Source organism: Flavipsychrobacter stenotrophus, assembly GCF_002954265.1.
GTDB classification, from domain to species: domain Bacteria; phylum Bacteroidota; class Bacteroidia; order Chitinophagales; family Chitinophagaceae; genus Flavipsychrobacter; species Flavipsychrobacter stenotrophus.
The window spans coordinates 459,164-471,218 of record NZ_PPSL01000002.1 but is presented as its reverse complement, the minus strand read 5'-3'; the positions used below and the strand labels follow the sequence as shown (position 1 = coordinate 471,218).

Below are 12,055 nucleotides of genomic sequence, written 5' to 3'. Positions count from 1 at the left end.
TTTGGGGAATGAGGGTTTAACCTAGCTTTGCCCGGTCATTACTTTGGCCACTTTCCTGTGCCGGCAACTGATCACTTTTCTTAAATTCAATTCCCTCACTCATAACCATTCTTATCAGCTTTATTTCCCTGAAGGTTGTCACCATATACCATATAGCGATAATAGGGAAAGCCACAACCAGTAACATGCCTATTATGTAGATAAGAACAATGGCTGTAACCAGAGTAAAAACGAAAATACCTACTATCGTTTTGATGTATCGCTTTCTATCTTTAAGCTGTAGCACCTTTGGTAGGTATGCGCTATTGAGCATGCAGCTGATTATTTGCGCAATAAAGACTGTAAAGTAACCAAAGAAGAAGTAGTTAATATCGTAAGTGAAAGCCGCATAGCCCCAAGGTATCAACAATGCCAGCAGCTGTGCTGCTAGATCGGCATATTTGAAATAGAGGAGGTTTTTCATGGTAGCGTATATTTCGATGTGTTCTCTTGATCGTTCTGAAGGGTTATATACTTGATCTCTATGCATGTGACCCACAAATACCAAAGATCCATTATCGGGGTAAGCAAAAGGAGCATATAACCGATGATAATTACTGCGTAGAATCCCGATACCATAGTGCCGGAAAAAATGACAATGCCCACTACAAACCCTAGTACCATTCCCATCATAACGACTACAGACAAAAGAGTTTCATATTTGCCCCTGCTTTTATGTTTTAACGTTTGAGGTAAGAAACTCTTATTGAAAAGGCAGCTAATAATCTGGATAATACCGACAGTAGTGTAGCAAAAGAATCCGTTAGAAACATCCTTGCCTGCAACAGCCCATATAAGTGGCACTACTAATGCCAGCAACTGTGCTACCAGATCGGCATATTTGTAATTGACTAGCCTTTTCATAGTTCTCTATATATTTACAAACTGACTTCTGTTGGCTAAGCTACGTGCAAATTTCATTTCTTTATAACTGATCCACATGTACCAGAGTATAACGAAAGGGCTCGTCAGGACGAGTGCATATAAAAAATAGAAGCTAAGGTATTCATTGTTGAGGAGCAACAACCCTGCTACAAGTACAGCAATAGTAAGCAACACAAATTGATAAGTTCTCCTTGCGGCATGTTTTTGATAGTCTTGCAATGCGAAGCCATTAATGATACAACTTAGTACCTGAACTGCGCCTATCCATATAAAGCTGAAAAGCAGGGGATAAGGGTCTTGCACAGCAAAAGCCACAAGTATTGGAGCAAAACCCAATAGCTGTAAATAAAAGTCAATTTGCTTCAGGATGTGTAGCGTCTTCATTGTTGTGTATTTTAAACATTTCGGCTATTGTAATTGTAAAGTACCAGATCGCTAATGCCGGACTGGCAACAACGGTAGCAAAGACAATGCCTTCAATTATATCTGTGATCAAATCGACAGGAATATCAAACCTAAAGTATTCAAAAGGAATACATGCAGCAAGAAATACGCCGATGATCAACTCATATCCGCGGCGGCTTCTCGCTCTGTACTGCTTTTTTAACCCTATCAGATTTGCAGCGCAGCTGAGGACCTGAGCGGCCCCGAGGGCTATCCAACCTGCCATAAATCCTCCATCATGAATCATGATCACCGGTGTAACGAGCAGTGCCAGTAATTGCACTGTCATGTCGATCCATTTGATTAACAGTAATGGTCTCATAACTATTCATTTGGAATGTTCACTCTGTATGTACCTAAGTTTTCAGGATCATTGCGATAGTCGTAACCACCACCACCGGGGCGCTTGTCTATCAATGCGCGCTTGCGAAGACGGAAGAAGATAAACATATTCATGAAGTGCATACCCCCAAGAATGAGAATGATAGCGCCGAGCTTAAGGCTGAGTACTTCAACCAGCTGACGGGCATCTCCTACCACATCATAGGTCTTTAATGTGTAAACAGCATAGCCAATGTTGACCAGGTAGAAGCCAACCCACAGCAGGTTGTTTACGGCTTCGGCCAGTTCTTTATTGCCATGGAAAATATCAATCAAAAATACCTGCCCGTTTTTGAACAATGTATGTGCTACCCATACTGTGAGGATGATGGTAACTATAAGATATGCCGTATATAAAATGAGAATGTAGTTCATAAAAAATGGTTTTAAAAGTGTGTGTAAATAGAGAATTTGGCATGCTATCTGGAAGTAGGTGGCGGGGCGTGTATATATGTCTTCATAAAAATTATTTTGTACTAATTATATTTTCAGAAAATAATGAAAGTTTGAGTGCTTTTAAAAACCGGCTTCCCGGTTGTTGGTCCTTTAATCCCGCAATGAGCGGGACTAAAGAACACTTTTCAAAACAAAACAAACTATTTCAATTTGGCAATTCGACAATGCGACAATGAGGCAATGTCTCGTTGCTTCAACAATTATGTGTAACTATTTAATTAGGCAATTTTCTTTATTGTTTTTCACTCATTGGCAAATTGTCAAATTGCCAAATTGGCTAATTATTTAAACAACTTCAGCAAAGTGCCGGTAAACCAATGTTCATCCATTTTTACCATGCCGTCTATACCCTTGCTGGCCTGGTTAGAGAACTTCTGAATATCCGATATCATACTGATGAACTGCTTTATGTCTTTATCGTTTTTATCTCCTTCTACTTCTTTCAACTGCTCCAGCACTACCAGTACGGGCTCTACTTCGCGGCGCTTACGCTCTTTGATAATGCGCATAGCCACTACCCATATGTCTTTTTCTGCAATGAAGAACTCTTTACGCTCACCGGGTTTCAATATTTTCTCAACTATGCCCCAGTCCATCAGCTCGCGCACATTCATATTGGTATTACCACGGCTTATCTTTAGTTCGGCCATGATCTCATCTGCACTCATAGGCTCAATACTCACCAGTAACAAAGCATGTATCTGCGCCATGGTACGGTTGATACCCCATTGCGTGCCCAGAACGCCCCAGTTAAGAATGAATTGTTGTTTTGCCTCTGTCAGTTTCATAACACAAAGATAAATTGTTATTCTCGAACTTTCAAAATTTACTGAAAGATTTATTTTCTGGTTGTCTGAATCATAAATTAAAAATGATTGCACAGATTACAGAAGACCAATTACACAACCTGATGCAGGTACATACAAAACGAATACGTCCTTCGTAATATGGCTTCGTTCCTCGCCATGACCAGTTTACGTGATCTGTTGTTGCCATTGAAGAGAATCGGCCGATGTGAGAACGTCGCGCTTTGCCCTTCGGTAAGCTCAGCATGACAAAAGCTCAGCATGACATTCGGAGATTGGTAAGTGGATGCATACCTTTACGCTCATGCTGAGGTTGGTTTTATTAGTCATAGTGTTTCTATTGTCGCTGCTTGCGCTGTTCCGTGCACCTACCTATCATTTATGGCTTACGGCTATAGTAGTTACAGAGTTTCCTGTGATAGGGATTACTATTACAACCGGTTTATTGTTGTGGGGGTATAAGGTAGATAAGTACGTGTTGCCGGGAACTATAATTGGTGTTGTTGCACTGCTGATGTTTATATCCCCAATTGTACGGATAATGATGCTGTCATCTACGCTGAAACAAGAGATGAATGTGGCATTAGGTGCGGTTGACAACACTACAAGCGAACCACCGTTCAGCATAAGTAAAATGATAACAGGCCTAGGGGAAAAACAGTTAGAAAGCACAACTCACTTCTATGATGGTCGCCTTACATTGGATTTTTACAAATCGCAGAAGAGTGGTAACAAGCCATGTGTCATAGTAGTCCATGGCGGGTCTTGGGCAGGTGGAGACAGTAAACAATTACCAGAGTTGAATACAGTGTTGGCAAACGAAGGATACCATGTTGCATCTATCAACTACAGGCTGGCACCTGATGTAAAGAGTCCGGCACAGGTAGAAGATGTAGCAAAAGCAATGCATTACCTGCGTCAGCATGCAGGTGAATTGAACATAGATACAACCCAGTTTGTACTGCTGGGGCGCTCTGCAGGTGCGCAGATAACATTGGTTGCGGCATATACTTTTCATGACCCAAGTATAAAAGGAGTGGTCAGTTTCTATGGCCCGGCAGATATGATTTGGGGATATAGTTTGCCTGCTAATAAGCTGGTATTTGATTCGCGTAAGGTAATGGTAGATTACCTGGGAGGTACTTACGAAGAGGTGCCGCAACAATACTTCAATAGCTCGGCCATTGAGTTTGTAACGCCCCGATCTCCGGCAACATTGTTGGTTCACGGCCCTATAGATCCGTTGGTACATTATGATCATAGCACCAGGCTGAGTGCGAAATTGACAAAGAACCATGTGCCATACTACTTCCTGTCATTACCTTGTGGTACGCATGGTTGCGACTATACACTGAATGGACCTTCCGGCCAAATGACCACTTATAGTGTGCTCAGGTTTTTGAAATCGGTGTGTAAATGAGATGAGCTGTTTTCGTAACTTTAGTAGCCATGAAACAGATAGTAGATAATTTTTCTAAAACAGCGGAAGGGTATGCTGCGTTCCGTCCTCAGTCTCCTGATTCGGTGTATGATTTAATATTTGCCCATGCACCTGCATTTGATACTGCATGGGACTGCGGGACAGGAAATGGGCAAGTGGCAATAAGGCTTGCTGGGCAGTTTGAAAAGGTCTACGGTACCGACATCAGTGCCCCACAATTAGCAAGAGCCGCCCAGGCAGGTAACATTATATACAGAGAAGAGCGCGCTGAAAGCACATCTATACCGTCGGGTGCTGTTGACCTGATAACAGTAGGGCAGGCGATCCATTGGTTTGACTTTGAAGCTTTTTACAATGAAGTAGGAAGAGTAGCGAAACCCGGAGCATTACTGGCTGCATGGACATATACCAACCTTCGAATGACAGATGCACTAAATGAGTTAATGAATCACTTCTATATGGTAACTACGCGGGCCTACTGGGATCCGGAAAGAAAATGGGTAGATGAAAAATACGCAACAATACCATTCCCCTTCAGAGAGATAAAAGCACCGCCAATGGATATAATTGTTCACTGGAATTTTGATCAGCTTTGGGGTTACTTACACACATGGTCGGGGGTACAGAATTATATCAGGAAGGAAGGAGTAGATCCATTGTTACTTATTGAAGAAGAACTGCGCACGGCTTGGGGAGAGGATGAGCTCCTGACTGTCAGATTTCCAGTCTATATGAGAGCCGGTTATGTTGACTAGACATGATATTGCCAAAATCACTATTTCATATCAGCACTTCCCCTACTTTTCTTATCTTTGTCGCTTTCCATTTCCGAAAATAAAATGCAATTAGCAGAAAGATTGAATACCATTTCCGAGCCGCAGACCATTAAGATGGCCAAGCTGAGCCGGGAAATGAAAGCACAGGGAATCAGCATAGTAGACCTAAGTTTGGGTGAACCTGATTTCAGAACTCCTGACCACATTAACGAAGCGGCTATTAAGGCTATCAACGAAGGGTACTCTAAGTACACTCCTGTGGCTGGCTATCCCGAATTGCTGGAAGCGATAAGCATTAAGCTCAAAAGAGATAATAACCTCGACTATCCCCCAAACCAGATAATAGTATCAACAGGTGCCAAGCAGAGCCTCATAGACGCTGTGATGAGCATCGTAGATCCGGGTGATGAGGTGATCATACCTACACCGTTCTGGGTGACTTATGCCACGCAGGTGGAAATGGCCGGAGGGATTGTAAAATATGTACGTTGTGGCATAGATCAGGATTTCAAGATGAGCCCTGAACAACTGGAAGCGGCGATTACACCAAAGACCAAACTGTTCATGTTCTCTTCTCCATGTAACCCTACCGGAAGTGTGTATTCAAAAGAAGAGCTGGCTGGGCTTGTAGCGGTATTTAAGCGCTATCCTTATGTGGCTATCATCAGTGATGAGATCTATGAGTACATCAACTTTGTAGGTGGCCATGAGAGCATAGCACAGTTTGAAGAGATAAGGGATAGAGTTGTTGTGATCAACGGCATGTCTAAAGGCTTTGCCATGACCGGCTGGAGACTTGGCTATATGGCTGGTCCGCTGGATATAGTAAAGGCATGTGACAAGCTACAGGCACAGAGCACATCGGGCGCTAATTCGGTAGCTCAAAGGGCATCTATTACCGCATTGCTCAGTGATCTGGAGCCTACTCATAAAATGGTGGCTGCTTATAAAGAGCGTTGCGACTATGTGATAGGTGCATTGAAGAAGATGCCTGGGGTTAAGGCGAACTATCCGCACGGGGCTTTCTATGCCTTCCCGGATATCAGCTCTTTCTTTGGCAAAAGCGATGGTGAAACTGTTATCAATGACGATGTGGATATGAGCATGTACCTGCTTAACAAGGGTCATGTAACAACTGTATGTGGCAGTGCTTTTGGCGATCCGCATTGCTTGCGTTTGTCGTTTGCAACGTCAATGACCAATCTACAGGAGGCCATGACACGTATGGCTGCCGCGCTTAGCAGATTAAGCTAATAACAACAACTGCACATAGAGTAGTAAATGCCCGCCGTAAAGCGGGCATTTTTTATTACCAGTCACTATTGATTTGAATTTTGCAAAAAATGGATTGATTTAAGCAAACAGTATTGTTCGTTTTAGTGCCACCTTTGTGCCTAGAACTTAAAACAAGACGTTATGAAATTATCAGGCAACAAAATTCTAATTACCGGTGGTGCAAGTGGTATAGGGTTAGGGCTCACAGAGCGCTTTATTAGTGAGGGTAACACAGTGATCATATGCGGCAGGCGTGAATCGGTATTGCAGGCAGCGAAAGAAAAGTACCCATCTTTAATAACAAGAGTGTGCGATCTTTCCAGTGAGGCAGAACGAACTGAAATGTACAACTGGATCGCAACGGAGCATAGTGACTTGAACGTGCTGGTGAATAATGCAGGAATACAGAACTGGATGAATGTAGAAGATGATGACTTTTTTGACAAAGCAAAGAACGAGATCGTCACCAACATCGAAGCACCTATCCATTTGACTACATTATTTCAGCAGCTTTCTTCGCTTACAACTATAATGAATGTGACATCTGGTCTCTCCTTTGTACCATTTGCCAAGGTACCGGTATACTCTGCTACAAAGGCGTTCTTCCATTCATTCACATTGTCTCTGCGCTACCTGCTACAGGCAAAAAATATAGAGGTGGTGGAGATCATACCTCCTGCATTGAACACAGACCTTGGTGGGCTGGGACTACATGATTCTGCACCGCCCGTGAGCGTATTTATTGAGGGGATATTTGAGCAATTGAAGGCAGGTAAAACAGAACTTACTTTTGGCTTTAGTGAAGCCATGGCCAATGGTAGCCAGGCTGATCTGAAGGGCGCATTCGGAAGGCTAAACCCATAGTCCAATTAGGAATTTCTACAATAAAAATGCCCGCAAATTGCGGGCATTTTCTAAAAAGGACGTTCACTATCATCATTAGATTTTTACAGCGGGACCAGATTGCGGCTTAATTGTGCCGGAAGGCGAAGGGGCGATAGTTTGCGTTTGCACCGCAGGCGGCACTGCAGGTGCTGCAGCTTTCTTCTTGCGACTCTCCTCTGCATTTATCTGGTCTGCCCTTAAAGTGAGATGGGTATACAGGCTATCCATATCATCGGGGTGATTTTTATACCAGGTGAGGCTTTGTCTGAATTGGTCAGGCGTGATCTTATGGTGCGCCAGGATATCTTTATAATATTCTGCCAACGAATCCATGTTCTTTACACCGCCAAAATTGGTATTGTCGCGCGATTTCGTGCTGTAAGATTCAGCAATACTTATGTCGAACATTACCTGCTCCATTCTCACAGGAGGCAGATGTTCATCGTTCTCCTTATTACAACTAAAAACAGGGCAGAGCAATGCTATAAACAATAAAGATGAAAGGTATTTCGTCATTTCAGGTTGTTATACTTTTGTGCATTCGGTACATCCATAGAGTTCAGCAATGTTATATACTGTCCACGTTCTGACTTAGGGGTTGACGCAAGTAAATGAATGATCTCTTCGCTTTTTGCTGCAAAGAAAAACTGCATGAGCATAGATGTAGGGTTTTCCCTGTTTACATTGTAAAGCTTCTTTAAACCAAATAATATGCGGGTTCTGGATTCTGTGGGTTTGGTATACATACTATCCAGCCCTTCGCGATGCATGGAATACCAAAAGCTGCGCATATCGGCAAAGCGGGTATTGAGCAGCTGATCGGCCAGCCAGTAACGGTTGCGGGTGCCTTCCACAGCTTTCCATCCGCTTATAGATTTGCCTTGCTCAGGCGCATTGTTTACCACATTTTGTGCTTTCTTAAAATAGTTCGTTCCACCTTCCAACGCATAGCTATCATAGTCAAGCCCAATTATTATGTAGGCATAGTAGCCCAATACGGCTGTAAGATTAGATTGCATGGCATCTACTCCACTTACCCGGTTATCATCGAATGAAAGGGCGCCATACTGCGTGAATTTGAATACAAGATCTCTGTCAACATAATTGACCAATGCCGTAGTATAGCCGCTGCTATATACCGGCCTTGATGCTTGTATGCTTAGTGTGCCCGTATATGCATCCGGGTCGCCATTAATTTTATTACCAGTAATGTTGATGAATACGGTTACATCTATCTTTTCATTGGTGGCGAAATCGTCATTGGTCCATTTATGCCCATTCATGAAGTCTATTATGCTGCGCTGCATGGTAACAAACACTTCATTGTCTACCCCTGTTATCTTGTCATGATTTATGTTCACCTTACAGTTAAGCTCTTGCGCGGTTGCTGCAAGGCTTATAAGAGTCATGATCAATATACTAAACAGTCTTCTCAGCATGTCTTAATTTTAAAATATGGTTCACTATTGCCGCGGCGGCATCTTTTTTGCTGAGCAATGGCAAGCTTTCGGGATCGGCATTGCGGGTGAGTAATGTGATCTTGTTTGTATCATGCCCAAAACCGGCACCTTCATCTCTTAATGAATTGAGCACGATCATGTCGGCATTCTTAGCTTCCAGTTTTTTCTTACCATGTTCCAACTCATTTGTAGTCTCCAACGCAAACCCTACTAACGTTTGGGATGGTGTTTTTATTTTACCCAAGGACAGTAATGTGTCTTCTGTTTTGGTCAGTGATATAGATAAGCCTGTATCTGCCTTTTTTATTTTCTCAGTAGCCATCTGCTCAGGGCGATAATCTGCCACGGCTGCTGCCAACACAGCGATGTCGGCTTGTGCAAATGCCTTACTACTTTCTATGTATAGTTCATTGGCGCTTTCTATGCGAACAGTGCGCACCTGCGGGTGAAGTGTTTTTTCGTGAGAAGGACCTAATACCAGAGTTACTTCTGCTCCCATGTTTGCCAGCTCTTCTGCAATAGCAATGCCCATTTTGCCGGTAGAGAAGTTGCCGATAAAACGAACAGGATCAATTCGTTCATAAGTAGGTCCGGCTGTTACTAATGCTTTTTTTCCTTTCAGAGGCTTTGGCGCGGAAAGGAAATCAGATAAGAATATAACGATATCCTCCGGCTCGGCCATGCGACCTTCGCCTACCAAACCACTCGCCAGTTCACCATGGCCTACGGGAATGATGTGATTGCCGTAAGAGCGTACTCGTTTTAGGTTGCCCTGTGTGGAAGCATGTATCCACATGTCTTCATCCATTGCCGGTGCAATAAACATCGGGCAGCGTGCAGAAAGATATACTGCACATACCAGGTTGTCGCACAGTCCATTGGCCAGCTTAGCCAAACTGTTGGCACTGCATGGTGCTATCAGCATAGCATCGGCCCAGAGGCCTAGCTCCACATGATTGTTCCATGTACTTCCATCGCTAACATCACTAAGCACTTGGTGCTTTGATACAGTTGCCAAAGAAAGTGGACTCACAAAGTCAGCTGCGGCCCTGGTGGTCAATACTTTTACCTCTGCCCCTGCTTTTACAAGCAAACGCACTAGTTGTGGGGTCTTATAGGCAGCAATGCTACCTGTAACCGCCAATACGATCTTTTTTCCTGCTAAAGACATAAGTAACAGTATGCAAGGTACTAAAAGTTAATAGTAGATAGTATTTTGCAGATGCAAGCGTTCAGTTGGTTTAACATATCTGTTCGTTAAATGAAAAAGCCCTGACCCTCTGCATGGCCGGGGCTTTTTACGTTACGGGTTTTCAATTACATTTTTGGCGGCATGCCGTTAACTCTGCTGCTATCCGGGTTTATTCCTTTTGGTTGAATTGTACCGTTTTTGTTGGTTGGAGCAACATTGTTCCATCTCTTCCCTGCAGTATCTGTCGGAATCATCTTAGGTGATCTGTTAGGAGATGTAGAATCCTGCCCTGTGATGTTTTTCTTTGGCTGCTGCACCTTTTTAGTATCCTGAGCAATGGCACTTGTAATTAAGAAGATTGCCATTGCTGCCGTTATGATTGGCTTTTTCATGTTTTAGCCCATTTGATTATACCTGTCAAAGCCAAAAAAATGTGCCAGATACGCAAAATAATGAGCGTCAATAAAGAAGGAACTCAACGCAATTTCTCTCTATGAGCAATGATGTCAACAAAGCACCTAATTTGGGGTTAGTCGATAACAATATCGTATTTGCTTAACAGCCCGCTGATTCCGTGATGAGAAAATTTCGCTTTTTTGATCCTGTTTAGCTCAGGGTCAAGCGAATAGTTATAGGCAGTTCTTAGATCAGCTTTTTCCAGAATGGTCTTATTAAAGCTAGTATGGAGCAGATCACAATTGGTAAAAACTGCTTCTGTAAGATCGGTCTCTTCAAAGTCTGCTTCTTTAATTGAGCAGCAACTAAATAGTGTCTTCTTCATTTTCTTTTGGAAGAAAGATGCGTAATCCAGTTGGCAATCTGCAAACTGAATGGAGAAAAGAAAGTCGCTGCAAACCTGGAAATTGATCCCTATTAACTTGCAGGAAGTGAATTGAACTCCCTTTATACCTGTATTGTTCAAAATAGCCTGTGAGAAATTGCACCCTTTAAAAGTGCACTCAATAAGATCGGTATTCTTAAGGTCGCAGTTTGTAAAGTTACAGTTGATGAACTCGCAGTTTGTATACTCATTGCCGGCGAGTGACTGTTCTGTAAAGTCAGTATTTTCTATTGTAGCCCCTTCAATGTAGTTGTTCATTGTACTTGCTGTTTTTAGAGTAAAAGTATCAATTAATAGTGCCCGGAGAAAATGTAAAAGAGCAGGCTGTGGTGCCTGCTCTTTTACTGATTTGTATATCACTTCAATTATCTCTTACTCACTTTTGTCAGTTGCGGTTGCGTATAATTTACTTTGATCATAGATCTGCAGCATTTTGACAATTCGTCGAACAAAGCAATATTTTCTGTTCCGCCGAAATCATGAAATTTATCTACACTCAATTCTTTACAAATGATCTTTGCCATTTCCTTTGCTTTTCTACTGTCACCCACCAATACTACCTGTGCGGGTTTGCCACCAAAAAGGGGTTTAAACAGCTGCTCATGATTGTATAGACTCAATAGCTTTACAATGTGCTCTGAACCGGTAATAGAATTGATGGCGCCTATAGTATTAATATTGGTAGTATTTCCGTTAGGCACATTTACAGTAAGATCAACGATCACCTTTCTTCTGACATCTCCCAACCAGTAGGCTACTTCACGCACTTCGCTTGCATGCGTACAGATCATTATGAAATCTGCCGCTGCTGCAGCATCTTCTATACTGCAGTAATGTATGTCGCCTTGCTGCTCCGGTTCCGGCAGGCTGCCGGCCATCTCCCTTTCGGTATTAGCCATAAAGACCTGATGACCTACATTAATGAATGCACTGGAAAGTGCATGACTCATTTTGGTGTTGCCAATAATTGCAATGTTCAATGATACGTAAGATCTGTACTCCATCATCCTCTGATTTAATTGAAATAATATAATGTTCTTATGGGAGGACAATTATTTGTTACTCTGAATCTTTTTGGTAGTAGATATACCACAACCAAAGAGCAAAAAATGATCGCGTTTTCGAGGCGAGAAAGGAAGTATTTATACAAATATAGGAATAGAAATTGCTAAAA

The 12,055-nt window shown here is 42.6% G+C and carries 16 protein-coding genes; 4 read left to right on the top strand and 12 right to left on the bottom strand.

What is annotated here, in order from left to right; translation table 11 throughout:
- Window positions 1-16: 16 nt before the first annotated feature.
- From CJD36_RS07095 to CJD36_RS07070, 6 genes are all read right to left on the bottom strand, one after another.
- Window positions 17-463 (bottom strand): hypothetical protein, encoded by a 447-nt coding sequence (locus CJD36_RS07095; RefSeq protein WP_105038438.1) that lies wholly within the window; start codon window positions 461-463, stop codon window positions 17-19.
- Window positions 460-903 carry a hypothetical protein gene (locus tag CJD36_RS07090; protein ID WP_105038437.1) on the bottom strand — a complete coding sequence of 148 codons (444 nt, stop codon included), beginning with the start codon at window positions 901-903 and terminating at the stop codon, window positions 460-462. Before CJD36_RS07090 ends, CJD36_RS07095 begins: the two co-directional genes overlap by 4 nt.
- Window positions 904-909: 6 nt before the next feature.
- A complete protein-coding gene (locus CJD36_RS07085) occupies window positions 910-1,308 on the bottom strand; it encodes a hypothetical protein (RefSeq protein WP_105038436.1) in 399 nt (132 codons plus the stop codon).
- Window positions 1,277-1,690 carry a hypothetical protein gene (locus CJD36_RS07080; RefSeq protein WP_133162537.1) on the bottom strand — a complete coding sequence of 138 codons (414 nt, stop codon included), beginning with the start codon at window positions 1,688-1,690 and terminating at the stop codon, window positions 1,277-1,279. Before CJD36_RS07080 ends, CJD36_RS07085 begins: the two co-directional genes overlap by 32 nt.
- A 2-nt stretch (window positions 1,691-1,692) precedes the next feature.
- Window positions 1,693-2,124, bottom strand: coding sequence for a hypothetical protein (locus tag CJD36_RS07075; RefSeq protein WP_205685567.1), 432 nt, complete (start codon window positions 2,122-2,124; stop codon window positions 1,693-1,695).
- Window positions 2,125-2,486: 362 nt separating this feature from the next.
- Window positions 2,487-2,993: a GbsR/MarR family transcriptional regulator gene (locus tag CJD36_RS07070; RefSeq protein ID WP_105038434.1), complete on the bottom strand. Its 507-nt coding sequence runs from the start codon at window positions 2,991-2,993 to the stop codon at window positions 2,487-2,489.
- Window positions 2,994-3,315: 322 nt separating this feature from the next.
- Here CJD36_RS07070 and CJD36_RS07065 point away from each other — a divergent pair, with 322 nt between their 5' ends.
- From CJD36_RS07065 to CJD36_RS07050, 4 genes are all read left to right on the top strand, one after another.
- Window positions 3,316-4,431 carry an alpha/beta hydrolase gene (locus tag CJD36_RS07065; RefSeq protein WP_105038433.1) on the top strand — a complete coding sequence of 372 codons (1,116 nt, stop codon included), beginning with the start codon at window positions 3,316-3,318 and terminating at the stop codon, window positions 4,429-4,431.
- A gap of 29 nt (window positions 4,432-4,460) precedes the next feature.
- The gene (locus CJD36_RS07060; RefSeq protein ID WP_105038432.1) at window positions 4,461-5,207 is read left to right on the top strand and encodes a class I SAM-dependent methyltransferase; all 747 of its coding nucleotides are present in this window, start codon (window positions 4,461-4,463) and stop codon (window positions 5,205-5,207) included.
- Window positions 5,208-5,291: 84 nt separating this feature from the next.
- Window positions 5,292-6,482 (top strand): pyridoxal phosphate-dependent aminotransferase, encoded by a 1,191-nt coding sequence (locus tag CJD36_RS07055; protein WP_105038431.1) that lies wholly within the window; start codon window positions 5,292-5,294, stop codon window positions 6,480-6,482.
- 162 nt (window positions 6,483-6,644) lie between these two features.
- Window positions 6,645-7,367, top strand: a complete 723-nt coding sequence (locus CJD36_RS07050; protein WP_105038430.1) for an SDR family oxidoreductase — start codon at window positions 6,645-6,647, stop codon at window positions 7,365-7,367.
- A gap of 75 nt (window positions 7,368-7,442) precedes the next feature.
- On the opposite strand, the gene CJD36_RS07045 is transcribed toward CJD36_RS07050, so the two are convergent.
- The 6 genes from CJD36_RS07045 to CJD36_RS07020 all read right to left on the bottom strand — a co-directional run bounded on the left by CJD36_RS07045 (window position 7,443) and on the right by CJD36_RS07020 (window position 11,888).
- The gene (locus tag CJD36_RS07045) at window positions 7,443-7,904 is read right to left on the bottom strand and encodes a DUF4296 domain-containing protein (RefSeq protein WP_105038429.1); all 462 of its coding nucleotides are present in this window, start codon (window positions 7,902-7,904) and stop codon (window positions 7,443-7,445) included.
- Window positions 7,901-8,827: a type IX secretion system protein PorD gene (gene porD / locus CJD36_RS07040; RefSeq protein WP_105038428.1), complete on the bottom strand. Its 927-nt coding sequence runs from the start codon at window positions 8,825-8,827 to the stop codon at window positions 7,901-7,903. Before porD ends, CJD36_RS07045 begins: the two co-directional genes overlap by 4 nt.
- Window positions 8,808-10,019: a bifunctional phosphopantothenoylcysteine decarboxylase/phosphopantothenate--cysteine ligase CoaBC gene (coaBC, locus tag CJD36_RS07035; RefSeq protein ID WP_105038427.1), complete on the bottom strand. Its 1,212-nt coding sequence runs from the start codon at window positions 10,017-10,019 to the stop codon at window positions 8,808-8,810. Before coaBC ends, porD begins: the two co-directional genes overlap by 20 nt.
- A gap of 146 nt (window positions 10,020-10,165) precedes the next feature.
- The gene (locus tag CJD36_RS07030) at window positions 10,166-10,432 is read right to left on the bottom strand and encodes a hypothetical protein (protein WP_105038426.1); all 267 of its coding nucleotides are present in this window, start codon (window positions 10,430-10,432) and stop codon (window positions 10,166-10,168) included.
- Window positions 10,433-10,569: 137 nt separating this feature from the next.
- Window positions 10,570-11,139 (bottom strand): pentapeptide repeat-containing protein, encoded by a 570-nt coding sequence (locus CJD36_RS07025; protein ID WP_105038425.1) that lies wholly within the window; start codon window positions 11,137-11,139, stop codon window positions 10,570-10,572.
- A 107-nt stretch (window positions 11,140-11,246) separates the two neighbouring features.
- Window positions 11,247-11,888, bottom strand: coding sequence for an NAD(P)-binding domain-containing protein (locus tag CJD36_RS07020; RefSeq protein ID WP_105038424.1), 642 nt, complete (start codon window positions 11,886-11,888; stop codon window positions 11,247-11,249).
- Between the last annotated feature and the right edge of the window lie 167 nt (window positions 11,889-12,055).